This is a genomic window from Pseudomonas sp. LAP_36 (assembly GCF_019456785.1).
Taxonomy (GTDB): domain Bacteria; phylum Pseudomonadota; class Gammaproteobacteria; order Pseudomonadales; family Pseudomonadaceae; genus Aquipseudomonas; species Aquipseudomonas tritici.
Genome location: NZ_JAHZMS010000001.1, coordinates 75,493 through 101,684, shown reverse-complemented (window position 1 = coordinate 101,684; position 26,192 = coordinate 75,493). Strand labels below are relative to the sequence as shown.

At 60.3% G+C, this 26,192-nt stretch carries 24 protein-coding genes and 1 pseudogene; 8 read left to right on the top strand and 17 right to left on the bottom strand.

What is annotated here, in order from left to right; genetic code table 11:
* The first annotated feature begins 74 nt into the window (after positions 1–74).
* Positions 75–308: a PP0621 family protein gene (locus JBO08_RS00510; RefSeq protein WP_065875164.1), complete on the top strand. Its 234-nt coding sequence runs from the start codon at positions 75–77 to the stop codon at positions 306–308.
* Here JBO08_RS00510 and thiO read toward each other — a convergent pair.
* The 5 genes from thiO to pilV all read right to left on the bottom strand — a co-directional run bounded on the left by thiO (position 295) and on the right by pilV (position 3,606).
* On the bottom strand, positions 295–1,404 hold the full coding sequence (gene thiO / locus JBO08_RS00505; protein WP_065875165.1) for a glycine oxidase ThiO: 1,110 nt from the start codon (positions 1,402–1,404) through the stop codon (positions 295–297). The two genes, JBO08_RS00510 and thiO, sit on opposite strands and share 14 nt — an antisense overlap.
* Before the next feature lie 62 nt (positions 1,405–1,466).
* Complete coding sequence (locus JBO08_RS00500) at positions 1,467–1,868, bottom strand: type IV pilin protein (protein ID WP_065875166.1); 402 nt, start codon at positions 1,866–1,868, stop codon at positions 1,467–1,469.
* Between the two features lie 11 nt (positions 1,869–1,879).
* Positions 1,880–2,410, bottom strand: a complete 531-nt coding sequence (locus tag JBO08_RS00495) for a PilX N-terminal domain-containing pilus assembly protein (protein ID WP_065875167.1) — start codon at positions 2,408–2,410, stop codon at positions 1,880–1,882.
* A gap of 6 nt (positions 2,411–2,416) precedes the next feature.
* A complete protein-coding gene (locus JBO08_RS00490) occupies positions 2,417–3,124 on the bottom strand; it encodes a PilW family protein (RefSeq protein WP_065875168.1) in 708 nt (235 codons plus the stop codon).
* Entirely contained in the window at positions 3,121–3,606 is a 486-nt protein-coding gene (gene pilV, locus JBO08_RS00485) for a type IV pilus modification protein PilV (RefSeq protein WP_065879642.1), read from the bottom strand. The genes JBO08_RS00490 and pilV overlap by 4 nt, the downstream gene beginning before the upstream one ends.
* A gap of 193 nt (positions 3,607–3,799) precedes the next feature.
* Here pilV and JBO08_RS00480 point away from each other — a divergent pair.
* Positions 3,800–4,315, top strand: a pseudogene (locus JBO08_RS00480) (GspH/FimT family pseudopilin); the annotation flags it as partial.
* 19 nt (positions 4,316–4,334) lie between these two features.
* On the opposite strand, the gene ispH reads toward JBO08_RS00480, so the two are convergent.
* The 6 genes from ispH to murJ form a co-directional block, all read right to left on the bottom strand.
* Positions 4,335–5,282, bottom strand: a complete 948-nt coding sequence (ispH, locus tag JBO08_RS00475; RefSeq protein ID WP_220074603.1) for a 4-hydroxy-3-methylbut-2-enyl diphosphate reductase — start codon at positions 5,280–5,282, stop codon at positions 4,335–4,337.
* A 185-nt stretch (positions 5,283–5,467) separates the two neighbouring features.
* On the bottom strand, positions 5,468–5,905 hold the full coding sequence (locus JBO08_RS00470; RefSeq protein ID WP_175403053.1) for a peptidylprolyl isomerase: 438 nt from the start codon (positions 5,903–5,905) through the stop codon (positions 5,468–5,470).
* Positions 5,906–5,912: 7 nt separating this feature from the next.
* Positions 5,913–6,422: a signal peptidase II gene (lspA, locus tag JBO08_RS00465; protein ID WP_065890544.1), complete on the bottom strand. Its 510-nt coding sequence runs from the start codon at positions 6,420–6,422 to the stop codon at positions 5,913–5,915.
* Complete coding sequence (ileS, locus tag JBO08_RS00460) at positions 6,415–9,246, bottom strand: isoleucine--tRNA ligase (protein WP_220074604.1); 2,832 nt, start codon at positions 9,244–9,246, stop codon at positions 6,415–6,417. The genes lspA and ileS overlap by 8 nt, the downstream gene beginning before the upstream one ends.
* A 14-nt stretch (positions 9,247–9,260) precedes the next feature.
* Positions 9,261–10,199 carry a bifunctional riboflavin kinase/FAD synthetase gene (gene ribF / locus JBO08_RS00455; protein ID WP_065875172.1) on the bottom strand — a complete coding sequence of 313 codons (939 nt, stop codon included), beginning with the start codon at positions 10,197–10,199 and terminating at the stop codon, positions 9,261–9,263.
* 119 nt (positions 10,200–10,318) lie between these two features.
* Positions 10,319–11,857 carry a murein biosynthesis integral membrane protein MurJ gene (gene murJ / locus JBO08_RS00450; protein ID WP_220074605.1) on the bottom strand — a complete coding sequence of 513 codons (1,539 nt, stop codon included), beginning with the start codon at positions 11,855–11,857 and terminating at the stop codon, positions 10,319–10,321.
* Positions 11,858–12,110: 253 nt separating this feature from the next.
* Between murJ and rpsT the strand changes: the two genes are divergently transcribed.
* The gene (gene rpsT, locus JBO08_RS00445) at positions 12,111–12,389 is read left to right on the top strand and encodes a 30S ribosomal protein S20 (RefSeq protein ID WP_003188401.1); all 279 of its coding nucleotides are present in this window, start codon (positions 12,111–12,113) and stop codon (positions 12,387–12,389) included.
* Between the two features lie 196 nt (positions 12,390–12,585).
* On the opposite strand, the gene JBO08_RS00440 is transcribed toward rpsT, so the two are convergent.
* Complete coding sequence (locus JBO08_RS00440) at positions 12,586–13,071, bottom strand: peptidylprolyl isomerase (RefSeq protein WP_012722137.1); 486 nt, start codon at positions 13,069–13,071, stop codon at positions 12,586–12,588.
* On the opposite strand from JBO08_RS00440, the gene JBO08_RS00435 reads away from it, so the two are divergent.
* From JBO08_RS00435 to JBO08_RS00425, 3 genes are all read left to right on the top strand, one after another.
* Positions 13,070–13,360, top strand: coding sequence for a DUF3565 domain-containing protein (locus tag JBO08_RS00435; RefSeq protein WP_139114552.1), 291 nt, complete (start codon positions 13,070–13,072; stop codon positions 13,358–13,360). The genes JBO08_RS00440 and JBO08_RS00435 overlap by 2 nt on opposite strands.
* A 79-nt stretch (positions 13,361–13,439) precedes the next feature.
* Complete coding sequence (gene pta / locus JBO08_RS00430) at positions 13,440–15,539, top strand: phosphate acetyltransferase (protein ID WP_065875175.1); 2,100 nt, start codon at positions 13,440–13,442, stop codon at positions 15,537–15,539.
* A complete protein-coding gene (locus tag JBO08_RS00425) occupies positions 15,540–16,439 on the top strand; it encodes an acyltransferase (RefSeq protein ID WP_220074606.1) in 900 nt (299 codons plus the stop codon).
* A gap of 176 nt (positions 16,440–16,615) precedes the next feature.
* On the opposite strand, the gene cysN is transcribed toward JBO08_RS00425, so the two are convergent.
* The 3 genes from cysN to JBO08_RS00410 form a co-directional block, all read right to left on the bottom strand.
* A complete protein-coding gene (cysN, locus tag JBO08_RS00420; protein ID WP_065875177.1) occupies positions 16,616–18,514 on the bottom strand; it encodes a sulfate adenylyltransferase subunit CysN in 1,899 nt (632 codons plus the stop codon).
* A gap of 9 nt (positions 18,515–18,523) precedes the next feature.
* On the bottom strand, positions 18,524–19,441 hold the full coding sequence (cysD, locus tag JBO08_RS00415; protein WP_065875178.1) for a sulfate adenylyltransferase subunit CysD: 918 nt from the start codon (positions 19,439–19,441) through the stop codon (positions 18,524–18,526).
* A gap of 255 nt (positions 19,442–19,696) precedes the next feature.
* Complete coding sequence (locus JBO08_RS00410) at positions 19,697–20,455, bottom strand: Nif3-like dinuclear metal center hexameric protein (RefSeq protein WP_065875179.1); 759 nt, start codon at positions 20,453–20,455, stop codon at positions 19,697–19,699.
* 102 nt (positions 20,456–20,557) lie between these two features.
* Here JBO08_RS00410 and algW point away from each other — a divergent pair, with 102 nt between their 5' ends.
* Complete coding sequence (gene algW, locus JBO08_RS00405) at positions 20,558–21,712, top strand: Do family serine endopeptidase AlgW (RefSeq protein WP_065875180.1); 1,155 nt, start codon at positions 20,558–20,560, stop codon at positions 21,710–21,712.
* A 112-nt stretch (positions 21,713–21,824) separates the two neighbouring features.
* Positions 21,825–23,921, top strand: a complete 2,097-nt coding sequence (locus JBO08_RS00400) for a TonB-dependent siderophore receptor (RefSeq protein WP_220074607.1) — start codon at positions 21,825–21,827, stop codon at positions 23,919–23,921.
* A 123-nt stretch (positions 23,922–24,044) separates the two neighbouring features.
* Here the strand turns inward: JBO08_RS00400 and hemH are convergent, their stop codons facing one another.
* Positions 24,045–25,070 carry a ferrochelatase gene (gene hemH / locus JBO08_RS00395; RefSeq protein ID WP_220074608.1) on the bottom strand — a complete coding sequence of 342 codons (1,026 nt, stop codon included), beginning with the start codon at positions 25,068–25,070 and terminating at the stop codon, positions 24,045–24,047.
* A gap of 14 nt (positions 25,071–25,084) precedes the next feature.
* The gene (locus JBO08_RS00390) at positions 25,085–25,984 is read right to left on the bottom strand and encodes a TIGR01777 family oxidoreductase (protein WP_220074609.1); all 900 of its coding nucleotides are present in this window, start codon (positions 25,982–25,984) and stop codon (positions 25,085–25,087) included.
* Positions 25,985–26,192: the final 208 nt, after the last annotated feature.

The window sequence follows — 26,192 nt, the reverse complement described above, 5'->3', positions numbered from 1 at the left end:
GCGATATTATTGCGCTGTGCGCCTGGCACGTCCTTGGCTAAACTGGCGCATTCCTTGTCGAGAAACTGCCCATCATGCTTCGTCTACTGTTCTGGATTGCCGTCATTGCCGCTGCAGTATGGTTCTGGCGCAAATTCAAAAGCCCGGCCGCCAAACAGCAACGCGCCAGTGAGCCCGACGCCGCCTTGATGGTGCGTTGCGCCCACTGCGGCGTGCACCTACCGCAGGATCGTGCCTTGGGCTCGCGCCAGGAGTGGTATTGCACCCAGGCGCATCTGGAGCAGGGGCCGAAGTCTATCCAGCGTTGATCCGACCCTCGGGCGCATAAGGCGCCGGGTCGATAATTGGCGTACGCGCCAGCAGCAAGTCGGTAAATAATTGGCAGGACGCCGGCGCAAGCACCAGGCCATTGCGGTAATGCCCGCAATTGAGCCACAACCCTTTGAATCCCGGCACGCGGCCGATGTAAGGGATACCTTCCGGCGAACCTGGGCGCAATCCGGCCCAGTGCCCAACAACCTCGGCGTCCGCCAAGGCAGGAATCAACTCCACCGCTGACGCCTTGAGGCTTTCCAACGCTGTTTCAGTGGGAGTCTTGTCGAAGCCTTCATGCTCCAGCGTACTGCCGACCAGGATGTGCCCGTCACGCCGAGGGATCGCATAGCGCCCCTTGGCCAGGACCATGCTCGACAGGAAGTCAGAGGCGCATTTGTACAGGATCATCTGGCCTTTGACCGGCTCCACCGGTAGCGCCAAGCCGAGTGTGCCAAGCAACTCACCGCTCCAGGCGCCCGCCGCAAGAACGACATGATCGCCGAAGATCGGGCCGTCGGCCGTCTTCACGCCCACCACATTGCCAGCGTCCAGGGCAAACCCGGTCACTTCGCACTGTTCATGAATGGTCACACCGGGCAGCGCCAGCAGTGCAGCCTTGAGGGATTTGACCAAGCGCGGGTTGCGCACATTGGCGACGTTGGCCATATAGATCGCCTGGGAGTACCCACTGCCCAGCACCGGAACGGCATCATGGGCGGCTGACACGTCCACTTTGCTCAATGGCCGGCCTTCACGCACAGCCCAAGCCAGGGCTTCGACTTCGTCGTCCAGGTCCAGCCAGTACAGCCCTGTGGTGTGCACCTCAGGGTCGACACCCGTCGCAGCAAACAAGCGCTCTGCCAGCTGCGGATAAAAATCCTGGGACCAATGCGCCAGCGCGGTGACTGCCGGGCTATAGCGCCACGGATACAGCGGCGAAACAATCCCGCCGCCCGCCCAGGAAGACTCCTGCCCCAACCCCGCGCGCTCCAGCAGTACCACCGCTTGCCCTTGGGTCGCCAGGTTGAACGCCGTCAACAAACCGATGACCCCGCCACCGACTATCACTACCTGCTGTTGCTCTGCCATCATTTGATCCAGCCGATAAATAGGAACAAGCGCACCCGGCGCCCAATCATCCAGCACCCTCATTATTGCCCCCAGCACAGCTTGCGCGACATGTCTGGCGCCGCGCCCGGATTGGACCGCGCAGCGGTGCTGGTCAGGCTGAAGTCGCCGCAAGGGTCGCCGACCATTATCGAATCGACAGCAGGCGTAGCCACCAGCTGGAAATCCTGAGGGTTCAATGCAGCGCTGATTCTATAGCGATCATTGCCCGCACTGACGCCGCTTGCGTCAATAAAAGTGCCGTTCCTCGTATAAAAGCGCTCCAGGTGTTGAGCTTGCTCGGTCAACAACGCGACGATTTCAGCGCGATACACTTTTTTCATATGGCCGGTGTATCCGGGATAAGCGATCCCAGCGAGAACCGCGATAAGCGCTACAGCGATCAGTAACTCGATCAGGGTGAAACCCTGGCTATCCATGCCCATTACATTGCTCCTTATTGAAGTTGCCGCCATGCGACACGCCGAAAACGCGAGCCTCCCTCCTCGTCCACCCGTGCGTAAACGCTCTCCATCACCGTGCGCAGTTGGCCGCTCAGCCCGACAGCTGTCACTCGGTACAACGCAGCGTGGGTTTGCGGGGGTAAATGGGCCACCCCTACTGCGGGGCCAAGGAATTGAATGCCGTATACCCCGCCCTTAAGCACAACCCAGGTGACGCCAGAAACGGGGTCCACTCCCGCTCCGACCACTGAAAATGCTGCTTGCGGCGGCGCACAGGCAACCATCGACTGGCACAACGGCAACGTCGCGAATGACCGCTGTATGGCCTGTTCACCGCGCCTCAAGCCACTCTCGGCACTTTGCAGCGACTGATTGCGCTGCCAGAGACTACCGGCGATCTTTTGCTGGATGACTGCGCCTTGCATCGACGACAAACCGATCAGCGACACCAGCAACAGGAACACCAGGCTGATCAGCAGAACCAAGCCCGCCTGGCGCAAACGAATACCCTCCGTGAGCATCATGGCGGCTTATCCCAGACGGTTTCGCAGCGCCGCCACGACGCTGTAGGTTTGATCTTTAACCCGCTCGGTCGGATCTCGCAGCGTCATCAGAATGCGTACACTGCGTATCAGGGACACATCGGCGGGACTCGAGTCGTAGCGCACGACCTCTGTTGATGCGGCTTTGGCAGCCACGCCAAAGCTGAAATCGAATGCCTGCACGTTATCCACCAGCACTGCCTTGGCAGGGGCCGCAGGCGTGCTGACCTTCAATTGGCCCGCTTCGAAGATGTACGTGAGTTGGCGCAGTGCAAAACGGATCTGTCCGGGTGCAGGCACAGGGGAATTTCCGGCATACGCTTGGGCGCTGCCTGTGCAGTCAGACAGCACCGTCCAATCGGGTTTGCCACTCTCATTGCCGACATCCGCGGTCACCAGCGTGAGCGACCTTGCACCCGCCCCAGCACTCCAACTGACAGGCCGATCAAAGGCCGGAGGAGCGTTGTCGATAAACTCCGTGGCCAAACAGCCAAACATGCCCGCCTGACGGATATCCTGGCTCATCTTGCCCAGCACGAACCGCGCATCATCCTGCAGCATCATGGCGGCCTGCTGGCTGTCGTGGGTGGTCCTGGAATTGACCGCCACCTGGCTGACCCCTAGCACCAGCACCAAGCCCATCGCCAAAGCCAACAGCAATTCCACCAAGCTGAAACCCCGAGTGCGACGCCTCATTGCGTCACCCCCGGCTCATCACTGACGCGACTGGTCAGAATGAATGTTTCCCGAGCACCCGGGCTGTTAGCGCCTCGACTGTCATCCCAACTGATACTGACAGTGGCTTCGTTTGCACTGATCGACACCGCGCCTTTGGCGCTCTCCCCGGCGAAGCCGAGAATATTCGCCTCGAAATCATGCAGGTCCTGGTCGCGCACGCTAGCGGTAGCGCTGCTCGCCGGAGCACGCTCGGACCGCTCCCATGCGTAGTCGGCAGCGGAATTGGCGCGGATTCGGTCGAGCATGTCGTAGGCAATGAAACTGGCCTGGCTGGTCATCCTGGCACTGTCGGTGTATTTCAGCGCATTGAGCTGGATCACCGCCGCGCCCAACAGCCCGATGGTGAGAATCAGCACCGCAACCAACACCTCGATCAGCGTCATGCCGCGTTGGTGCCGGAGTAAGGCGTGGGGAAAACTGGTGTTTGGGCAGGCAAGCATTACCGTCGTCATCCGTGTCGAAGGCCAGAAAAAAGCAGCTGAAATCTGCTGTACGGCCCAAGACTAGCGTCGGTTTTTCACCCGCGCTGCTCCCGGAACAAAGCGAAATACTTTGGACATAAAGGCCACCATCCAGCGCCACAGCACGGGCGCTATACCTATGGCTGTACTCAAATCCATGGAGGGATGGCATATGCAACAACGAGGTTTCACCCTGATTGAACTGCTACTCGGACTGATCGTGAGCAGCGTCCTGGCTAACCTGGCAGTGCCCAGTTTCAAGAGCCTGCTGGAATCACAGCAACGACATAGCGCGGCACAGTCCTTGGCGGGAGGACTGCGCTACGCACGCACCGAAGCCGTCGCACGCAATCGGGCGGTGGTCATTCACGCGCTGGACGAAGACTGGAGCCGGGGTTGGCGGGTGATCGTGGATGAGAGCGGACGCGGCCACTTGGACGATAAAAACCCGGTATTGCTGGAGCACCAGGACAGCGGGAAGGTCCCGATCGTCGGCAATGGGCCGCTCAAGAACCAGGTGCGCTTCAGCGGGCTGGGCGAGCCGATATTTTCAGGGGGAGGGTTTCGTGCAGGTACTGTGCATGTGTGCGACTCGGAGCAGCCACAGAGCCTGTATCAGGTCGTACTGGCGCCCAGCGGGCGCATCAGCCTGCGCAGCGACCGTGCCGAGCAGGCATTGTGCCGGAGCTAATCCGGCACCCGGACAATCAGAGCAGCGAGCGAACCCGCAGCTCCTTGGGCATGGAGAACGTGATGTTTTCTTCGCGACCCGCCAGTTCGTCCGCACCGGTGGCACCCCACGCATGCAACTGCTGGATAACGCCGCGCACCAGCACTTCCGGGGCCGAAGCACCCGCCGTGATACCAACGCGCTCGACGCCATCGAACCAGCTGCGCTGCATGTCTTCGGCGCCGTCGATCAGGTATGCAGGGGTTGCCATGCGCTCAGCCAGCTCACGCAGGCGGTTGGAGTTGGAGCTGTTAGGGCTGCCGACCACCAGGACCACGTCACATTCATCGGCCAGTTGCTTGACCGCGTCCTGCCGGTTTTGGGTGGCGTAGCAGATGTCGTCCTTGCGCGGCCCGCCGATGGCCGGGAAGCGACTACGCAGCGCGTCGATAACGCGGCTGGTGTCGTCCATAGACAAGGTGGTCTGGGTCACGAATGCCAGGCGTTCAGGGTTTTGCACCTGAAGATTGGCAACATCCTTTTCGTCTTCGACCAGGTAGATAGCCCCGCCATTGCTGGCATCGTACTGGCCCATGGTGCCTTCAACTTCCGGGTGGCCGGCATGGCCGATCAGGATGCACTCTCGACCGTCACGGCTGTAGCGCGCGACTTCGATGTGCACCTTGGTGACCAACGGGCAGGTGGCATCGAAGACTTTCAGGCCACGGCCTGCCGCTTCGGTACGCACGGCCTGGGAAACACCGTGGGCGCTGAAGATGACGATGACGTCGTCCGGCACCTGGTCCAGCTCTTCGACAAAGATGGCACCGCGCGCGCGCAGGTCCTCGACCACGAATTTGTTGTGGACGACTTCATGGCGCACGTAAATCGGCGGCCCGAAGACTTCCAGGGCGCGATTGACGATTTCGATCGCCCGGTCCACACCGGCGCAGAAGCCACGGGGGTTGGCGAGTTTGATTTGCATGCTGTGCCTCGTGTCTTGCCCTGCAAGAAATTAGATCAACACAGCCCTTGGGGAAACCGACTCCTGAGGGAGCTGGCTTGCCTGCGATAGCATCACCGCGGTGTAGTCGATACACCGAGTCGTCTGCATCGCAGGCAAGCCAGCTCCCACACAAGCCAGCTCACACAGGAACCGCTTCTGTCAGTTTAAAGCGCTTTAACGCTGAAGATTTCAACGTCAAAGGTCAAGGTTTTACCGGACAGCGGGTGGTTGAAGTCGATGGTCACTTGCGCGTCATCAAAGGTTTTCACCACGCCGGGCAGCTCGGTATTCGCCGCATCGTTGAAGATCACCAGCAGGCCTTCCGACAGGTCCATGTCCTGGAACTGCGAACGCGGGATGATTTGCACGTTTTGCGGGTTGGGCTGGCCAAAGGCGTTTTCCGGCAGGATCTGCAGGGTACGCTTGTCACCCGCCTTGAAGCCGAACAGGGCCGCTTCGAAACCCGGTAGCAGGTTGCCGTCGCCCACCTTGAAGGTAGCCGGGGCTTTGTCGAACGTGCTGTCGACCGTGTCGCCGTTCTCAAGGCGCAGTGCGAAATGCAAGGTGACTTCCGTGTTCTGGCCGATGCGTTGCTCAGCCAATACCTGATCAGTCATTGACGGTCTCTCCGGTTTTCTTACTTTTGAACATGTCCAACGCCAGCATGATTGCACCGACGGTGATGGCACTGTCGGCAAAATTGAAAGCCGGGAAGTACCAACGGTTCTGCCAATGCACCAAGATGAAGTCAATCACATGGCCCAGGGCAATGCGATCGTACAGGTTGCCCAGCGCGCCACCCAACACCAGAGCCAAGGCGATCGCCAACCAGGTGTCATCGCGACCAAGACGCTTGAGCCACACGACCAGCACCGCACTGACCACCACCGCGATCACGGCGAACAGCCAGCGCTGCCAGCCGCCTCCATCAGCGAGGAAGCTGAAGGCCGCGCCAGTGTTGTAGGCCAGGGTCCAGCTGAAGTAATCCGGGATGACTACGATCTGCTGGAACATTTCCAGAGTGCCCTCGAAATGAGCCTTGCTGACCTGGTCAATGACCAGCACCAGCAAGCTCAGTACGAGCCAGCCCAGACGTCCGAAACGACCGGCATTAGGCATAGTGGCGAACCTCACCAGCACCCGAGATGTTGTCGACACAACGACCACAGATTTCCGGATGCTCAGGGTTCACGCCAACATCTTCGCGGCAGTGCCAGCAACGGGCGCACTTAGGGAAGGCCGACTTGACCACTTTGAGCTTGAGGCCCGGTACTTCGGTGGCAACCGCGTCCGCCGGAGCCTGGGCAAACGGTGCCAGGCTCGCGGTGGAGGTGATCAGCACGAAGCGCAGCTCGTTGCTCAGCTTGGCCAGGTCGGCGGACAGGCCTTCCTCGGCAAACAGGGTGACTTCGGCTTGCAGGTTGCCACCGACGGCCTTGGCCGCACGTTGCACTTCCAGCTCCTTGTTCACCGCAACTTTGACGGCCATTACGCCTTCCCAGTATTCGCGGCCCAGTTCGAAGTCGGCCGGCAGTTCGGTCAGGCCTTCGTACCAGGTGTTGAGCATCACGGACTCGTTACGCTCGCCCGGCAGGTATTCCCACAGTTCGTCGGCGGTGAACGCCAGGATCGGCGCGATCCAGCGCACCAGCGCTTCAGAGATGTGATACAGCGCAGTCTGCGCCGAGCGGCGTGCCTTGCTGTTGGCGCCGGTGGTGTACTGGCGATCCTTGATGATGTCGAGGTAGAAACCACCCAGCTCCTGCACGCAGAAGTTGTGGATCTTCGAGTAGACGTTCCAGAAGCGGTATTCGCCGTAGCTCTCCTGCAACTCACGCTGCAGCAACAGGGTACGGTCCACAGCCCAACGGTCCAGGGCGAGCATGTCCTCGGCCGGTAGGATATCGGTGGCCGGGTTGAAACCGGTCAGGTTCGACAGCAGGAAGCGTGCGGTATTTCGGATACGGCGGTAGGCATCGGCGCTACGAGCCAGGATCTGATCCGACACGGCGATCTCGCCCGAATAGTCGGTCGACGCTACCCACAGACGCATGATGTCGGCGCCCAGGGTGTCGTTGATCTTTTTCGGCTCGATCACGTTCTTCAACGACTTGGACATCTTGCGGCCCGTCTCGTCGACGGTGAAGCCGTGGGTCAGCAGTTCGCGGTACGGCGCGTGGTCGTCGATGGCGCAACCGGTCAGCAGCGACGAGTGGAACCAGCCACGGTGTTGGTCTGAACCTTCCAGATACAAGTCGGCACGCGGGCCGGTCTCGTGGCCCATTGGGTGCGAGCCGCGCAGGACGTGCCAATGGGTGGTGCCGGAGTCGAACCACACGTCGAGGGTGTCGCTGATCTTGTCGTACTGCGGCGCTTCATCGCCCAGCAGTTCGGCGGCGTCCATTTTGAACCAGGCTTCGATGCCTTCCTGTTCAACGCGCTGGGCAACGATTTCCATCAGTTCAACGGTACGTGGGTGCAGCTCGCCGCTTTCCTTGTTCAGGAAGAACGGGATTGGCACGCCCCAGTTACGCTGGCGGGAGATGCACCAGTCCGGACGATTGGCGATCATCGAGTGCAGGCGCGCCTGGCCCCAGGCCGGGACGAACTTGGTTTCTTCAATAGCCTTGATCGCGCGATTACGCAGGGTGTCGCCGCGGGTCGGCTCTTTGTCCATGCCGATGAACCACTGCGCGGTGGCGCGGTAGATCAGCGGAGTCTTGTGGCGCCAGCAATGCATGTAGCTGTGCTGGATGGTCGCGGTTTGCATCAGCGCACCGACTTCACGCAGCTTTTCGATGATCGGCTGGTCGGCCTTGAAGATGAACTGGCCGCCGAAGAACTCCAGCGACGGCACGTAGACGCCGTTGCTTTGCACCGGGTTGATGATGTCGTCGTTGACCAGGCCGTACTTCTTGCAGATCACGAAGTCGTCCACGCCATAGGCCGGCGAGCAGTGAACAATGCCAGTACCCGAACCCAGTTCGACGTAGTCAGCCAGGTACACCGGCGACAGGCGGTCATAGAACGGGTGACGGAAGTTGATCAGTTCCAGCGCAGAGCCGGTGGTAGTGGCGATCACCGAACCTTGCAGTTCGTAACGCGCCAGGCAGGCTTCGACCATTTCCTCGGCCAGCACCAGTAGGCGATCACCGACGTCCACCAGGGCGTAGGTGAATTCCGGGTGCACGTTCAGCGCCTGGTTGGCCGGGATGGTCCACGGGGTGGTGGTCCAGATCACAATGGCAGCCGGTTTGCTCAGGCTTGCCAGGCCAAAAGCCTGGGCCAACTTGGCGTCGTCTGCGATCGGGAAGGCCACGTCGATGGTCGAGGACTTCTTGTCTTCGTACTCGACTTCCGCCTCAGCCAGGGCCGAACCGCAGTCAAAGCACCAGTTCACGGGCTTGAGGCCCTTGAACACGAAACCGCCTTTGACGATTTCGGCCAAGGCACGGATTTCACCGGCCTCGTTCTTGAAGTTCATGGTCTTGTACGGGTTGTCCCACTCGCCCAACACGCCCAGGCGGATGAATTCGGACTTCTGCCCTTCGATCTGCTCGGTAGCGTAGGCACGGCACAGTTCGCGGGTTTTATCCGCGCCCAGGTTCTTGCCGTAGGTCACTTCGACTTTGTGTTCGATCGGCAGGCCGTGGCAGTCCCAACCCGGGACGTACGGCGCGTCGAAGCCCGACAGGGTCTTCGAGCGCAGGATCATGTCCTTGAGAATTTTGTTCAGCGCATGACCGATGTGAATCGTGCCGTTGGCATAAGGAGGGCCGTCGTGCAGGACGAACTTCGGACGATCCTTGCCAATTTCGCGCAACTTTCCGTACAGGCCAATACTGTCCCAGCGCTGCAGGATCTGCGGTTCGCGCTGTGGCAGGCCGGCCTTCATTGGGAAGGCGGTGTCCGGAAGGTTTAGCGTGGCTTTATAGTCGGTCATTTAAGGCTCTTCGGTTAGCGATGGGCGCTAGGTGCGGCTAGTGCACGGGCGGCGGCGACATCCGCATTGATCGCCGTTTTCAACGCCTCAAGGGAGGCGAAACGCTGCTCTTCACGCAGCTTCTGGTGGAAAACCACCGTCAAACGCCGGTCATACAGATCACCGGCAAAATCCAGCAGGTGTACTTCCAGGTGGGCCTTGCCATCACCTGCAACCGTGGGCCTGACGCCTATGTTGGCGACTCCCGGCCACGCTTGGCCATCAATGTCGACACTCACCAGATACACCCCGGTCAGTGGCACACGACGACGCTTGAGTTGCACGTTGGCGGTTGGCGTGCCCAATTGGCGCGCCAGCTTCTGGCCGTGCAGGACCCGTCCGGCAATGCGGAACGGACGGCCGAGCAAACGCTCGGCCAAGGCGAAGTCGGCAGCAGCCAGGGCGTTACGCACCTGGGTGCTGCTCACGCGCAGGCCGTCCAGTTCGACGGTTTGCGCGGCTTCGACGGTAAACCCCTGGTTGGCACCGGCCTGTAGCAGGAAATCGAAATCCCCGACGCGGTCGCAACCAAAGCGGAAGTCGTCACCGACCTCCAAATGCTGCACACCCAGGCCATCGACGAGGATGCGGTCGACGAACTCGGCAGCGCTCAGGCTTTGCAAGCGCTGGTTGAAAGCCAGGCAGAGGACGCGGTCTACACCCTCTTCCGCCAGCAGTTGCAGCTTGTCCCGCAGGCGGGCAAGACGCGCCGGCGCTGTCTCGGGCGTGAAGTATTCCCGCGGCTGCGGTTCGAAAATCACCACGCAGCTGGGCACGCCCAACTCGACTGCGCGCTCGCGCAGCCGGGCCAGGATAGCCTGGTGGCCACGGTGAACACCGTCAAAGTTGCCAATAGTGGCGACGCAGCCCCGATGTTCAGGGCGCAGGTTGTGGAGACCTCGAACCAGCTGCATAACGCGCTTCTTGCTCATAAAGTGGTCGATTATAACCACACCCGGCCCCGGACGACAGGCAACAGCACAGGCCAAATGGATCGAATCGATAAAACAACCGTTTTATCGCGGCAAACTCTCTAGCTCAATGACTTGCGATTGAAATCCCGCAAGCGGAAGCCTTGCAGCAGCAACATCCCGAAGTACACCACCACGCCGGCGACTACCAGCACGCCAAGGCGCATAAAGCGCTGCAGCATGTGGCCCTCGTCCCAGGCGGGCATATAGTGCATCAAGCCCAGCAGCACGGCCGACATCACCGCCACCGCTACCAGCAGCTTGAGGGCAAACAGGCCCCAACCGGGCTGCGGCTGGAACATTTGCTGCTTGCGCAACTGGTAAAACAACAGCCCGGCGTTGATGCATGCACCGACGCTGATCGCCAGCGCCAGGCCGGCATGGGCCAACGGGCCGATAAACACCAGGTTGAGCAGTTGCGTGACGATCAGCGTGAAAATCGCGATTTTGACCGGTGTACGAATGTTTTGCTGGGCGTAGAAGCCTGGTGCCAGCACCTTGATCACGATAATGCCAAGCAACCCGACGGAATAGGCGACCAGTGCGTACTGCGTCATCAATGCATCATGTGCGTCGAACTGGCCGTATTGAAACAGCGACACGGTCAACGGCTCGGCCAGGATCCCCAAGGCCAGGGCACACGGCAGCACCAGCACAAAGCACAGGCGCAGGCCCCAATCGAGGATGCGCGAGTACTCCTGACGGTCCTTGCTGGCGTAGGTGCGCGCCAGGGTCGGCAACAAAATCGTGCCCAGCGCCACGCCCAGCACACCGGACGGCAATTCCATCAAGCGATCGGCGTAGTACATCCACGACACCGAACCGGACACCAGCAGCGAAGCGAACGCCGTGTTGATAATCAGGGAAATCTGGCTGACCGACACACCGAGAATCGCCGGCAACATATTGCGCATCACACGCCAGACGCCGGTGTCCCTGAGGTTCAGGCGTGGCAATACGAGCATGCCGATCTTTTTCAGGTGCGGCAGCTGGTAGAGCAATTGCGCCAGGCCGCCGGCCAGTACTGCCCAACCCAGTGCCATTACCGGAGGATCGAAGTACGGCGTGAGGAACAGCGCAAAGATGATCATGCTGACATTCAGCAGGGTCGGCACGAAGGCCGGCACCGAGAAGCGGTTCCAGGTATTGAGGATCGCCCCGGCCAGCGATGAAAGGGAGATCAGCAATATATAAGGAAAGGTCACCCGCAGCAGGTCAGTGGTCAGCGCGAATTTTTCTGGTGTATTGGCGAAACCCGGGGCTGTGGCCCAGATGACCCAGGGAGCAGCAAGCATGCCGAGCACGGTCACCAGCATCAGCACCAGGGTCAACAGGCCCGAGACATAGGCGATAAAAGTGCGCGTCGCTTCCTCACCCTGCTGGGTCTTGTATTCCGCCAGGATGGGCACGAACGCTTGGGAAAACGCACCCTCGGCGAAGATCCGCCGCAGCAGGTTGGGCAATTTAAAGGCAATAAAGAAGGCATCCGTGGCCATGCTGGCGCCGAAAATGCGCGCCAGCAGGGTGTCACGCACAAACCCCAAAACCCGGGAGATCATTGTGATAGAGCTGACGGCGGCCAGCGATTTGAGCAGATTCATTGAAAGAGTTTGCGCCTATAGATAAACAGCAGGCGAAAGAAGCGCCCACTTATGCGATACTGCGCGCCTGCAACAGCACAGAGCCAAAGCTCGCGAGTTTACAGGTCAAGCGCCGGAAATAAATCACCCGCCTCTTCAGATCGACCACTCAGCAGTTCGCATCAGCCGCTCTTGACAACACATCAAGTCATCGGCATGATTCGCGGCCTATTTTGTTTGCTATTTCCTAAAAAGTCTTTCGAGGAGCTCGACGGTGGCCAACACACCTTCCGCCAAAAAACGTGCAAAACAGGCTGAGAAGCGTCGCAGCCACAACGCCAGCCTGCGTTCCATGGTTCGTACCTACATCAAGAATGTAGTTAAGGCCATCGACACCAAAGACGCTGAAAAAGCCCAAGCTGCTTACGTTCTGGCTGTGCCAGTTATCGACCGTATGGCCGATAAAGGCATCATCCACAAGAACAAGGCCGCTCGTCATAAGAGCCGCCTGAATGGCCACATCAAGGCTCTGAGCGTTCCTGCTGCAGCCTAAGTGGTAACAACTGCAACGCAACCCAGGTTGTGAAACAGTTAAGAAATGCCCCGTACCGAAAGGTCCGGGGCATTTTTGTTTGCGCCCGATATGTGGAGTGCGCAGATCAAAATGTGGGAGCAGTGTATTTTCGAGCACAAAAAAAACGCCCCGAACCAGTCGGGGCGTTTTTGCTACCAGCTGATCAATGCATCAATCAGTGGTGATGACCACCTTCACCGTGGACATGGCCGTGAGCCACTTCTTCCTGGGAGGCGTCGCGGATGGCAACGATCTTCACTTGGAAGTTCAGGCGCTGGCCAGCCAGAGGGTGGTTGCCGTCGACGGTAACGTCGTCGCCGTCCAGGTCACGGATGGTGACGATCTGCATTTGGCCGTCCGGAGCGGAGGCGTGGAACTGCATGCCTACTTCCAGTTCGTCAACGCCTTCGAACATGCTGCGGCTCAGCGTGCTGACCAACTCGGCCGAGTATTCGCCGTAGGCATCTTCAGGTTCTACGGCAACGGTCAGCTCATCACCAACTTGTTTGCCTTCCAGGGCCTTTTCCAGGCCTGGGATGATGTTACCTGCGCCTTGCAGGTAGACCAGCGGCGCGCCGCCGGCGGAGCTGTCGATGACCTCACCAGCGTCGTTGGTCAGGGTATAGTCGATGGAGACAGCCTTGTTAGCGGCGATCGTCATGGGGCGAGACCTTTTGCATAAGAATGAAGAACGGACAAGTCTAAACAAGGATTTGCCCGAAAGCGAACAGAACCCGGACGGACGGGGTCAGACAAGCCACTCGACGATCACCGGTTTTCATCAGGATGAAGACCGGCACTGGGTTGCCGAGCTGTCCTGCGGCCACACCCAGCACCTGCGCCACCAGCCGCCCTGGCAGTCGCGCGCCTGGGTGCTTGACCGCGCGCAACGTATTGAAAAAATAGGCCAGCCCTTTGCCTGCGGCTGGTGTGCGCAAGTGCACGAATAACGATAACCTTGGCATCTGATTCCCGGTAGACGCTCAGCCATAGAGCGCCACCCAAGCCATGCAACTCCAGAGAATTCGCATGCAAACTTTTTTTATCGCGCCCACCGATTTTGGTGTGGGTCTGACCTCCATCAGCCTTGGGCTGGTGCGTACCCTTGAGCGAGCCGGGCTGAAAGTCGGCTTTTTCAAACCGATTGCCCAACCACACCCGGGCGACACTGGCCCTGAGCGCTCCACCGAACTGATAGCGCGCACCCACGGCCTCAAGCCACCACAACCCCTGGGCCTGGCCCATGTCGAGCGGATGCTCGGCGACGGCCAGCTCGACGAGTTGCTGGAAGAAATCATCACGCTGTACCAACAGGCCGCAGTGGGCAAGGACGTGCTGATCGTCGAAGGCATGGTGCCGACCCGCAGCGCCAGCTATGCCGCGCGGGTCAACCTGCACCTGGCCAAGAGCCTGGATGCGGAAGTGATCCTGGTCTCCGCCCCGGAAAACGAAGTGCTCACCGAACTCTCCGGCCGCGTGGAGTTGCAGGCCCAACTGTTCGGCGGCCCGAAAGACCCGAAAGTACTCGGCGTGATCCTTAACAAGGTGCGCACCGACGAAAGCATGCAAGCCTTCTCCGCGCGCCTCAAGGAACATTCGCCCCTGTTGCGCAGCGGTGATTTCCGCCTGCTCGGCTGCATCCCCTACCAGCCCGAACTCAACGCCCCACGCACCCGCGATGTGGCCGACCTGATGGGCGCGCAGATCCTTAACGCCGGCGACTACGAAACCCGGCGCATGACCAAGATCATCATCTGCGCGCGCACCATGCGAAATACCGTGGAGCTGCTCAAGCCCGGCGTGCTGGTGGTAACCCCCGGCGACCGCGACGACATTATCCTCGCCGTCAGCCTGGCCGCAATCAACGGCGTGCCGCTGGCCGGCCTGTTGCTGACCAGCGACACCCTGCCCGACCCGCGCATCATGGATTTGTGCCGAGGCGCGTTCCAGGCCGGGCTGCCGGTGCTGTCGGTGAGCACCGGCTCCTACGACACTGCCAACCAGCTCAACAGCCTCAATAAAGAAATCCCCATCGATGACCGCGAGCGCGCGGAAATCATCACCGATTTCGTCGCCAGCCACCTCGATGCGCGCTGGCTGCACCAGCGTTGCGGCACGCCGCGGGAGATGCGCCTGTCGCCGGCGGTGTTCCGCTACCAGTTGATCCAGCGCGCCCAGGCCGCCAACAAACGCATTGTGTTGCCGGAAGGCAGCGAACCGCTGACCGTACAAGCCGCCGCTATCTGCCAGGCACGCGGCATTGCTCGCTGCGTGTTGCTGGCCAAGCCGGCGGATGTGGAAGCGGTCGCCCGCGCCCAAGGCATCGAATTGCCCGAAGGCCTGGAGATTCTCGACCCGGACCTGATCCGCCAGCGCTACGTGGAACCGATGGTCGCGCTACGCAAGAGCAAGAGCCTCAACGCGCCGATGGCCGAGCAGCAACTGGAAGACACCGTGGTGATCGCTACCATGATGCTCGCTCTGGATGAAGTGGACGGCCTGGTTTCCGGCGTTATCCACTCCACCGCCAATACCATCCGCCCTGCCCTGCAGTTGATCAAGACCGCACCGGGTTGCACGCTGGTGTCGTCGGTGTTTTTCATGCTGTTCCCTGAGCAGGTGCTGGTGTACGGCGACTGTGTGATGAACCCGCACCCGAGCGCTGCCGAACTGGCGGAGATCGCCCTGCAAAGCGCTGATTCGGCCGCTGCTTTTGGCATCACGCCGCGCGTGGCGATGATCAGCTATTCCAGCGGCGACTCCGCCAGCGGCGAGGAAGTGGAGAAAGTCCGTGAAGCCACCCTGCTCGCCCATGAGCAACAAAGCTCGCTGCTGATCGACGGCCCACTGCAATACGATGCCGCGGCTAACGAAACCGTGGCCCGCCAACTGGCCCCCGACAGCCTGGTTGCCGGCAAGGCCACGGTGTTCGTGTTCCCCGACCTGAACACCGGCAACACCACCCACAAAGCGGTACAACGCAGCGCCGATTGCGTGAGCCTGGGGCCGATGCTCCAAGGCCTGCGCAAACCGGTCAACGACCTGCCGCGTGGCGCTCAGGTGGACGACATTGTGTACACCATCGCGCTCACCGCGATCCAAGCCGCCAACCGACCTATGGATATCTAAATGCTGGATTTTCTACCTGCCGCCGTGCGCGGGGTGATCGCATCGCTGTTGCTGGCGCTGAACACGATCCTGCTGTGCTCGTTCTTGTTTATCGTCGCGCTGTTCAAGGCGCTGCCGTTTGCCAAGGGTTTCAGCGAATGGCTGATGAACCACACGCATGAGGCCTGGGTCACCAACAGCAAGGGCTGGATGAACCTGGTCCGGCGCACGCGCTGGCACCTTAAAGGCCTGGAAAGCTTGGATTACCAGCACTCGTACCTGGTGACCAGCAACCACCAGAGCTGGGTCGACATCATGGTGCTGCAATATGTGCTGAACCGTCGGATCCGCCCGCTGAAGTTCTTCCTCAAGCAGGAGCTGATCTGGGTGCCGGTAATCGGCCTGGCGTGGTGGGCGCTGGGCTTTCCGTTCATGAAGCGCTACACCAAGGCTTATCTGGAAAAACACCCGGAGAAAAAGGGCAAGGACCTGGAAACTACGCGCAAGACCTGTGCGAAGTTTCGCGACAACTCGGTGGGAATTTTCAACTTTGCCGAAGGCACGCGGTTTACCCCCGGCAAGCATGCGCAGCAGAACTCGCCGTTTCGCTACCTGCTCAAACCCAAGGCCGGTGGTATCGCGTTTGTGCTGGATGCGATGGGTGAGCAGTTGAAGTCATTGGTCAACGTGACCATTCACTACCCTGCCGGACGCCCTGGGTATTGGGATTTGCTGTGCGGGAATGTGAAGGACGTGGTGGTGCAGTTTGAAGAGGTGCAGATCCCGGCTGAGTTCATTGGAAAGAATTATGAGCAGGATGGGGAGTATCGGTTGGCGTTCCAGGGGTGGATCAATCGGTTGTGGGAAGAGAAGGATCAGTTGCTCGCTAAATTGCACACAGATTTCCCAGACAACCGATGATCAAAATGTGGGAGCGGGCTTGCTCGCGAAGGCGGTGGATCAGTTACCTATGTATTGGCTGACACTCCGCATTCGCGAGCAAGCCCGCTCCCACATTTTTGACCGCACTCCGACTGAAGAATGTAAAAAGCCCGCCACCGATTGCTCAGTGGCGGGCTTTTTTGTGGCGGCGAGGCTTAGATCGCGCCACGCTGACGCAACAACTCCAGCACTTGCTTGACGCTGTCTTCCAGCGACAGGGCCTGGGTGTCGATGACCAGATCGGCATTCAACGGCACGTCATACGGGAACGACTCGCCAGGGATGTTATCCCCGCCCGCCGCGTACAAGCCTTGCGGGTCACGCTCGGCGCACACCAGCGGTGACGCTTGCACGTAGACCGTCAGCAGACGGTCGCCGCCGATCAGCGCCTTGGCCTGTTCACGGCCTTCGGCATCCGGTGCCACAAACGCGGCCAGGGTCAGCAGGCCCGCTTCGTTGAACTGACGCGCCACGTGAGCGGCACGACGCCAGTTCTCGGTGCGCCCGGCACGGTCCTGCGGCAAGCCCTTGTTCAGGTCGTGACGCAGGTTCTGGCCGTCCAGTACAAACACCGCACGGCCCATGTCGAACAGCTTGCGCTCAACCGCGTAGGCCAAGGTGCTCTTGCCGGCGCCGGACAGGCCGCTGAACAACACGGTGGCCGGCTGCTGGCCGAAGCGCAGGGCACGTTCTTCGGTGGCCACGTGGGCCAGCTTGCCGTGCTGCGACGCGCTGCCGTGAGTGACTGGCGGTGCGATGATCATGCCCGCGGCCACAGTGCCGTTGGTCAAGCGGTCGATGACGATGAACGCACCGGTCGTGCGGTTGCTGTCGTAACCGTCCAGGGCGATGGCCGCGTCGAGGCTGACCTTGACCCGGCCAATCTCGTTCAACTGCAGCGAACTCGCCGGGCCTTCGGCCAGGGTGTTCACATCCACACGGTGCACGATGCTGGTGATGGAACCCGGCACGTAGCTGGTGGCGCGCTTGATGTCGTATTTCTTGCCCGGCAGCATCGGTTCTTCGGCCATCCACACCAGCATGGCGTCGAAAGCGTCGGTCACTTGCGGCACGTTGTCGGCATGTACCAACAGGTCGCCACGGGAGATATCGATCTCGTCTTCCATGGTCAGCGTCACCGCTTGACCAGGGCCGGCGTGTTCCAGCTCACCTTCAAAGGTGACGATGGATTTGACGCGGCTGCTCTTGCCCGACGGCAACACCACGACTTCGTCGCCCTTGTGCACGATGCCGCTGGCCAGGGTGCCGGCGAAACCACGGAAGTTCAGGTTCGGCCGGTTGACGTACTGCACCGGGAAACGCAGGTCGGTGTAGTTGCGGTCGTTGGCGATCTCGACGGTTTCGAGGATCTCCATCAGCGACTGCCCGGTGTACCAGGGCGAACGCTCGCTCTTGTTGACCACGTTATCGCCCTTGAGCGCCGACATCGGCACGAAGGCCATGGTGCTCGGCTTGAAGGCGATGCCATCGGCAAACTTCAGGTAATCGGCCTTGATCGACTCGAATACGCTTTGGTCAAAGCCATTGATGTCCATCTTGTTGACGGCGATCACGATGTGCTTGATGCCCAGCAACGAGGCGATATAGCTATGGCGACGGGTCTGGGTCTGCACGCCGTAGCGGGCGTCGATCAGGATGATCGCCAAGTCACAGGTGGACGCACCGGTGGCCATGTTGCGGGTGTACTGCTCATGGCCGGGGGTGTCGGCGATGATGAATTTGCGCTTGGCGGTAGAGAAGTAGCGGTAGGCGACATCAATGGTGATGCCTTGCTCACGCTCAGCCTGCAGGCCGTCGACCAGCAACGCCAGGTCGACGTCGTCACCGGTGGTGCCGGACTTCTTCGAATCGCGGGTGATGGCTTCCAGGTGATCTTCGTAGATCATCTTGGAGTCGTGCAGCAGGCGCCCGATCAGGGTGCTCTTGCCGTCGTCGACGTTGCCGCAGGTCAGGAAGCGCAACATTTCCTTGCGCTCGTGCTGGCCCAGGTAAGCGAGGATGTCCTCGCTGATCAAATCAGATTGATGCGACATGACAGCCCCTTAGAAATAGCCTTGACGTTTTTTATCTTCCATCGAGCCTGCGCCATCGTGGTCGATGACACGGCCCTGGCGCTCGGAAGTTCGCGTCAGGAGCATTTCCTGAATGATGTCCGTCAGCGTCTCGGCTTCGGACTCCACCGCGCCCGTCAACGGGTAGCAGCCAAGGGTACGGAAACGGACTTTCTTTTTGACGATTCGGGCTTTGTCTTCGTCGGACAGGTGCTCGAGGATGCGGTCGTCGTCGATCATGATCAACGTGCCGTTCTTCTCGATCACGTCGCGCTCGGCGGCGAAGTACAGTGGTACGATCGGGATGCCTTCCAGGTAGATGTACTGCCAGATGTCCAGCTCGGTCCAGTTGGACAGCGGGAACACGCGGATGGACTCGCCCTTGTTGACGTTGCCGTTGTAGACGTTCCACAGCTCCGGGCGCTGGTTTTTCGGGTCCCAGCGGTGCTTGCTGTCGCGGAACGAGTACACGCGCTCTTTGGCACGGGATTTCTCTTCATCGCGACGGGCACCGCCGAACGCTGCGTCGAAACCATGCTTGTCCAGGGCCTGCTTGAGGCCTTCGGTCTTCATGATGTCGGTGTGCTTGGCGCTGCCGTGGGTGAACGGGTTGATGCCCTGCGCCACGCCATCCGGGTTGATGTGGGTGATCAGGTCCAGGCCAAGCTCTTCGACCATTTTGTCGCGGAACGTGTACATTTCCTGGAATTTCCAGCGGGTGTCGACGTGCATCACTGGGAATGGCAGTTTGCCCGGGAAGAAGGCCTTGCGTGCCAGATGCAGCATCACGGCGGAGTCTTTACCGATCGAGTAGAGCATCACCGGGTTGTCGAACTCGGCGGCGACCTCGCGGATGATGTGGATGCTTTCCGCCTCCAGCTGTTTCAGATGCGTCAGTTTGTCGACCATGGTTACTCACGGAAAAACGATCTTGTGGACGGCCAGCGGGCCGTGTTCGAGCGGGGCATGCTAGCACAGCACCTGCTTCTATTCAGGGCGCCAGCTAGATCGAAACGGTATATGAATATGCCCCATAGTTTGGCTTGGAATGCGGCCAAGTGTGGGAGCTGGCTTGCCTGCGATGCGGGCACCGCGGTCAGTCAGGTAAACCGCAGCGATGCTATCGCAGGCAAGCCAGCTCCCACATTTGTTTAGCGGCCTTCTTCAGATCGGATTGGGGCAATCGATGAAGAGATGTTCCAACGCGAAGCGCCGCGCCAGGTAATCGCCCAGCGCCTGTACACCATAGCGCTCAGTCGCATGGTGGCCCGCGGCGATGAAGCTGATGTCGTTTTCGCGGGCGCTGTGGAAGGTTTGTTCCGAGGCCTCGCCGCTCAGGAACAGATCGACGCCGACAGCAATCGCGTTGTCGATATAGCCCTGGCCACCACCGGTGCACCAGCCGACGCGGCGGATCATTTCGCTGCCTTCGATCAACAGCGGCTCGCGCCCCATGACTTCTTGCACCCGGCGGGCAAAGTCGCGGGCCGACAGGGGCTCGGCAAGGGAGCCGACCAGGCCGACGACTTTGGGGTTGTTCGGGTCCAGTGGGCCTTCGACGGTGATGTCGAGCTGACGCGCCAACTGCACGTTGTTGCCGACGTCGGGGTGCAGGTCCAGTGGCAGGTGGTAGGCCAACAGGCTGATATCGTGCTTGAGCAGCGTCTTCAAGCGGCGCTGTTTCATGCCGGTGATACAAGGGTTTTCGCCTTTCCAGAAATAGCCGTGATGCACCAGGATCAGGTCGGCTTGGGCTTCGACCGCCGCGTCCAGCAGGGCTTGGCTTGCGGTCACGCCGCTGACGATGCGCATCACCTGCGGGCGGCCCTCGACCTGGAGGCCATTGGGGCAATAATCGGCAATTTTTGCGCTGCCGAGGTAGCGGTCTGCTTCCTCGACGAGGGTGGTAAGGGGGACGGCCATAAAAGACTCCTAAATATCCCGTTCGAAGGCGCTCGCAGCCTCGTATAATGCGCGACATTATGGGCGCTCTCCCGCCCCCTGCAACCTGTCAGGACTTACTTGATGCTCAAGGCGCTGCGTTTTTTTGGATGGCCATTGTTGGCTGGCGTGCTGATCGCGATGCTGATTATTCAGCGTTTCCCCGAGCTGGTGGGTCTACCCAGCCTTGATGTGAACCTGCAACAGGCGCCGCAAACCAACGCGGTTGTGCAAGGTCCGGTGACTTATGCCGATGCGGTGGTTATTGCCGCCCCTGCCGTGGTTAACCTGTACACCACCAAGGTCATCAACAAACCGGCGCATCCACTGTTTGAAGACCCACAGTTCCGCCGCTATTTCGGTGACAACGGGCCCAAGCAACGCCGCATGGAATCCAGCCTGGGTTCCGGGGTGATCATGAGCCCGGAAGGCTACATCCTCACCAACAACCACGTGACCACCGGCGCCGACCAGATCGTCGTGGCCCTGCGTGACGGCCGTGAAACCCTGGCGCGCGTGGTGGGCAGCGACCCGGAAACCGACCTCGCGGTCCTGAAGATCGATTTGAAAAGCCTGCCCTCCATCACCCTCGGCCGTTCCGACGGCTTGCGGGTAGGTGACGTGGCGCTGGCCATCGGCAACCCGTTCGGGGTGGGCCAGACCGTGACCATGGGCATTATCAGCGCCACCGGGCGAAACCAGTTGGGGCTTAACAGTTACGAAGACTTCATCCAGACCGACGCCGCGATCAACCCGGGCAACTCCGGCGGTGCACTGGTGGATGCCAATGGCAACCTGACCGGCATCAACACGGCGATTTTCTCCAAGTCTGGCGGTTCACAGGGCATCGGGTTTGCGATCCCGGTGAAGCTGGCGATGGAAGTGATGAAGTCAATCATCGAACACGGCCAAGTGATTCGCGGGTGGTTGGGCATTGAAGTACAGCCATTGACCAAGGAACTGGCCGAGTCGTTTGGCTTGACCGGGCGCCCAGGCATCGTGGTCGCGGGGATCTTCCGCGATGGCCCGGCGCAGAAAGCCGGCCTGCAGCTGGGCGATGTGATCCTCAGCATCAACGGCGAACCGGCAGGCGATGGCCGCAAGTCGATGAACCAGGTCGCGCGGATCAAACCGACCGACAAGGTGGCGATCCAGGTGATGCGCAACGGCAAAGAGATCAAGCTGCTGGCAGAAATAGGCCTGCGCCCACCGCCCGCGCCGGTTAAAGAAGAGGAATAAGCCGACTCATCCGGGTGTCCGTTCGCGGGCACCTGTAAGCTTATGTTTCAAAGCAATCCATTCTCATTGGTCATGTTATATTGTTTCAATATCGCTATTGGAACGCTCTATCATGCCGTCTCGAAAAATCGTGCCCTTGGCTGGCCTGGCCTTAGGCTTGCTGCTCGACCCCGCTTACGCTGAAGAAAACACCCTGGAACTCGACACCATCAGTATCACCACCGACGCCTATGAATCCGCCACCGGCCCGGTCAAAGGCTACCGCGCCACCCGCTCCGCCAGCGCGACAAAAACCGACACTGCCATTCGTGACATCCCACAATCCATCAGTGTGATTCCCGCCACAGTGCTCAAGGACCTGGGCAGTAACAACGTGGAACGCGCCTTGGAATTCGCCGGCGGCGTGTCCAAGCAAAACAACTTCGGCGGCCTCACCCTCTACGAATACAGCGTGCGCGGCTTCACCACGTCAGAGTTCTACCAGGACGGCTTCAGCGCCAATCGCGGCTACCCGAGCACACCGGATACGGCCAATATCGAACGCATTGAAGTGCTCAAGGGTCCCGCCGCCAGCCTGTATGGGCGTGGCGACCCCGGCGGCACAGTGAATATCGTCACCAAGAAGCCCCAACCGGAAGCCTTCACCACCGTGCAAACCAGCGCCGGCAGTTGGGACCGCTACCGCACCGCCGTGGATGTGAACACCCCGCTGGACAGCGAAGCCAACGTGCTATCGCGGGTCAACCTGGCCGTGGAAGACAACCACAGCTTCCGCGATCACGTGCAGAGCAAGCGGGTATTCGTCGCGCCCTCGTTCAGTTGGCAACTGGACCCGGACACGAGCTTGCTGGTGGAAAGCGAATTCGTCCGCCACAGCTCTACCTTCGACCGCGGCATCGTCGACGCCAGTGGCGTATCACGCTCCACCTTCCTCGGCGAGCCCAACGATGGCGACATCGACAACCACAACAACCGCATCCAGGCCACGCTGGAACATCACCTCAGCGATGCCTGGAAACTGCGCCTGGCCAGCCACTACAAACAAGGCAGCCTGTGGGGCGACGCTTCGGAAAACCGCACACTGAATCCCGACGGCCACACTATCAACCGCCGCTATCGCGAACGCTCCATGGGTTGGCACGACAGCATTACCCAGCTTGAACTGCGTGGGTTGTTCGACATTGGCAGCTGGCAGCATGAGCTGCTGGTCGGCACTGAATACGAGGACTACCGCAAGAAGGAGCGCGTGACGGCTATCGGCGGCAGCGACTATGCCATCGATATCTATAACCCGGTCTACGGCAAGACCAAACCCAACGGCGTGCGCTCCGGCACCGACTTCTTCGAACAGACCAAAAGCCAGGCATTGAACCTGCAAGACCAGATCATCTTCACCGATCGCTTGCGCGGTATGGTTGGCGCGCGCTTCGAGCATTTCGAACAAAGCACCGACGACTTCACACGCAATCACGCCAAGAGCCGGCAAACCCACGACGCATTTACCCAACGCGCTGGCCTGCTCTACCAGCTAACGCCCGAAGTCGGCGTGTTCGCCAACGCCTCTACTTCGTTCAAACCCAACAGCGGCCTGGATGCCAACGGCAGAACCTTCAAGCCGGAAGAAGGCGTGGGTTATGAAGTGGGGATCAAGAGCGAGCTGTTCGACGACCGCCTCAGCGCCACCCTCGCCGCGTTCCATATCGAAAAGGAAAACGTGCTGGCCCTGGACCCTGCCACCAACCTGAATCGCGCCATGGGCAAAGCGCGCAGCCAGGGCCTTGACCTGCAACTGACCGGGCAGGTGACCGGTGCCGTACGCGTGATCGGCGCCTTTGCCTACATCGACGCCGAAGTCACCAAGGGCGACAAAGCCATTCCAGCCGGCAGCCGGATTCTCGGCGTGGCCAAGCGCAGCGGCAGTTTGTTGGGGGTGTATGAGTTTCAGGATGGCGCGTTGCGGGGTTCGGACCTTGGTGCGGCGTTCACTTATGTAGGGGATCGCTCTGGTGAGGCAGGTACGCGTTTCGAGCTACCCGCCTACCACACCGTCGATTTGCTGGCCCATTACAAGGCTACGAAGAACGTCACCGTGGGCTTGAACCTCAACAACTTGTTTGATGAAAAGTACTACGAGCGGTCCTACAGCAGCTATTGGATCAACCCCGGTGAACCGCGCAATCTCACGGTTAGCCTGACCCTTAACCTGTAAACACGATAAAAATGTGGGAGCGGGCTTGCCCGCGATGAGGGCGTGTCAGTCAATACATTCGTTGACAGATACACCGTTATCGCGGGCAAGCCCGCTCCCACATTTGGAGCGTGTAAGGTTCAGTTACAGCGCAACCGGCGCGCGTTCGCACAAGGTATTAAGCGCCGCCGCCCACTGCGGATCATCATTCAGGCACGGAACCAGCACCAACTCCTCGCCCCCGTCCTCGCGGAACTGCTCCAGCCCGCGATCGCCGATCTCTTCCAGCGTCTCGATGCAATCGGCGACAAACGCCGGGCACATCACCAGCAGCTTTTTCACACCTTGCTGGGCCAAGGCTTCCAGGCGCGCTTCGGTGTAGGGTTCGATCCACTTCGCCCGGCCCAGGCGCGATTGGAAGGCCACCGACCATTTGCCCTCCGGCAAGCCCAGCCGTTCGGCGAAATCGCGGGCGACGCTGAAGCATTGCGCGCGGTAGCACGTCTTCAGCACCTCAGCCGATGCGTTCTTGCAGCAATCGGCGTCCTTGAAGCAATGCTGGCCCGTCGGGTCGAGCTTGGTCAGATGGCGCTCAGGCAGGCCGTGGAAACTCAGCAGCAGGTGATCGTAATCCTGCTCCACATAGGAGCGGACGCTCGCCGCGAGAGCATCAAGGTATTCCGGCTGATCGTAGAACGGCGGCAAGATCGAGAATTGCACGTCCAACTTTTTATCGCGCACAACCCGCTTGGCCTCTTCAATCACCGTGGTCACGGTGCTGTCGGCAAACTGCGGATACAACGGCGCCAAGGTCACTTTGCGGATGCCTTGGGCGGCGAGGCGCGTCAGCACCGTTTCAATGGACGGCTCGCCGTAGCGCATCGCCAACTCCACCGGCCCTTGGGTCCACTGCGTGGTCATCTGCTGTTGCAGACGGCGGCTGAGCACCACCAGCGGCGAGCCCTCGTCCCACCAGATGGAGGCGTAGGCGTGCGCCGACTGCTCGGGGCGCTTGATCAGGATCAGCGACACCAGCAAGCGCCGCACCGGCCACGGCAGGTCGATCACATAAGGGTCCATCAGGAACTGATTGAGGTAGCTGCGCACATCGGCCACCGAAGTGGACTTTGGCGAGCCCAGATTGACCAGTAACAACGCGTGATCCGTCATGCAACATCCTATCTCTAGAGGCGGCTGGACAAGTCGTCCAAAGCCGCGCGCAACTCAGTGAACTGGAAAGTGAAACCAGCGGCCAGTAACCGTTCGGGCACCGCCTTCTGCCCACCCAGCAACAGGCCGGACAACTCGCCCAGGCCCACCTTCAACGCAAAGGCCGGCATCGGCATGAACGCCGGGCGGTGCAGCACCTGGCCCAGGGTTTTCGCAAACTCGCGATTGCGCACCGGGTGTGGCGCGCAGGCATTATAAGGACCGCTCGCGTCAGGCTTGTGCAGAAGAAAATCAATCAGGGCGATTTGATCCTTTATATGGACCCACGGCATCCACTGCCGACCATTACCGATAGGCCCGCCCAGCGCCAGTTTGAACGGCAGCAACAGCCGCGACAAAAAGCCGCCCTCAGCCGCCAGCACCAGCCCGGTACGCACCAGCACTACGCGAATGCCCAAGGCTTCAGCGCGCTGGGCGGTTTCTTCCCAGGCGATGCACAGCTGGCTGGGGAAATCGTCCTGCACCGGGCCGCTGGCTTCGGTCAATTCGCGTTCACCGCCATCGCCATACCAGCCCACCGCCGAACCGGAAATCAACACCGCTGGTTTTTGCGCCAGGCCTTCAAGCCACGCCAGCAAGGTTTCGGTGAGGCTGATACGACTGCTCCACAGCAACGCCTTGCGCTTGTGGGTCCAGGGGCGATCGGCGATGGCGGCGCCGGCGAGATTAATGACCGCATCCACCGGGCCGATAACCTCTTGCAGGCGACCAACCCCAGACACTTGGTCGCCACATAACTTGGCGACCTGGTCCGGATGACGACTCCACACGGTCAGGCGATGGCCCTGTGCAAGCCAGTGTTCGCAGAGTTGGCGGCCGATCAGGCCAGTACCGCCGGTCAGCAAAATATGCATGGGACGCTCCTCATGTAACGTTCGCCGCCGATCACTGGTCTATTTTATAAGCAGGGATCAATTTGAACGGGCGTAACGTTGGATTAAGCCTCTGGTTTAACCATAGGTCACGCCGTAAGAACAGGTAAGCCAAAACTTATACCAAAAAACAATATTGTACAGCTATTGGTGTCGGCGTAGTCTGTACCCAACGGTAAAATGAGGCCTC

Bases quoted from the DNA above. Each gene is read 5' to 3' on its own strand.
- JBO08_RS00510 (WP_065875164.1), top strand. From the start codon at position 75: ATGCTTCGTCTACTGTTCTGGATTGCCGTCATTGCCGCTGCAGTATGG.
- thiO (WP_065875165.1), bottom strand. From the start codon at position 1,404: ATGGCAGAGCAACAGCAGGTAGTGATAGTCGGTGGCGGGGTCATCGGT.
- JBO08_RS00500 (WP_065875166.1), bottom strand. From the start codon at position 1,868: ATGGGCATGGATAGCCAGGGTTTCACCCTGATCGAGTTACTGATCGCT.
- JBO08_RS00495 (WP_065875167.1), bottom strand. From the start codon at position 2,410: ATGATGCTCACGGAGGGTATTCGTTTGCGCCAGGCGGGCTTGGTTCTG.
- JBO08_RS00490 (WP_065875168.1), bottom strand. From the start codon at position 3,124: ATGAGGCGTCGCACTCGGGGTTTCAGCTTGGTGGAATTGCTGTTGGCT.
- pilV (WP_065879642.1), bottom strand. From the start codon at position 3,606: ATGCTTGCCTGCCCAAACACCAGTTTTCCCCACGCCTTACTCCGGCAC.
- ispH (WP_220074603.1), bottom strand. From the start codon at position 5,282: ATGCAAATCAAACTCGCCAACCCCCGTGGCTTCTGCGCCGGTGTGGAC.
- lspA (WP_065890544.1), bottom strand. From the start codon at position 6,422: ATGCCTAATGCCGGTCGTTTCGGACGTCTGGGCTGGCTCGTACTGAGC.
- ileS (WP_220074604.1), bottom strand. From the start codon at position 9,246: ATGACCGACTATAAAGCCACGCTAAACCTTCCGGACACCGCCTTCCCA.
- ribF (WP_065875172.1), bottom strand. From the start codon at position 10,199: ATGCAGCTGGTTCGAGGTCTCCACAACCTGCGCCCTGAACATCGGGGC.
- murJ (WP_220074605.1), bottom strand. From the start codon at position 11,857: ATGAATCTGCTCAAATCGCTGGCCGCCGTCAGCTCTATCACAATGATC.
- JBO08_RS00435 (WP_139114552.1), top strand. From the start codon at position 13,070: ATGGGGCGAGACCTTTTGCATAAGAATGAAGAACGGACAAGTCTAAAC.
- JBO08_RS00440 (WP_012722137.1), bottom strand. From the start codon at position 13,071: ATGACGATCGCCGCTAACAAGGCTGTCTCCATCGACTATACCCTGACC.
- pta (WP_065875175.1), top strand. From the start codon at position 13,440: ATGCAAACTTTTTTTATCGCGCCCACCGATTTTGGTGTGGGTCTGACC.
- JBO08_RS00425 (WP_220074606.1), top strand. From the start codon at position 15,540: ATGCTGGATTTTCTACCTGCCGCCGTGCGCGGGGTGATCGCATCGCTG.
- cysN (WP_065875177.1), bottom strand. From the start codon at position 18,514: ATGTCGCATCAATCTGATTTGATCAGCGAGGACATCCTCGCTTACCTG.
- cysD (WP_065875178.1), bottom strand. From the start codon at position 19,441: ATGGTCGACAAACTGACGCATCTGAAACAGCTGGAGGCGGAAAGCATC.
- JBO08_RS00410 (WP_065875179.1), bottom strand. From the start codon at position 20,455: ATGGCCGTCCCCCTTACCACCCTCGTCGAGGAAGCAGACCGCTACCTC.
- algW (WP_065875180.1), top strand. From the start codon at position 20,558: ATGCTCAAGGCGCTGCGTTTTTTTGGATGGCCATTGTTGGCTGGCGTG.
- JBO08_RS00400 (WP_220074607.1), top strand. From the start codon at position 21,825: ATGCCGTCTCGAAAAATCGTGCCCTTGGCTGGCCTGGCCTTAGGCTTG.
- hemH (WP_220074608.1), bottom strand. From the start codon at position 25,070: ATGACGGATCACGCGTTGTTACTGGTCAATCTGGGCTCGCCAAAGTCC.
- JBO08_RS00390 (WP_220074609.1), bottom strand. From the start codon at position 25,984: ATGCATATTTTGCTGACCGGCGGTACTGGCCTGATCGGCCGCCAACTC.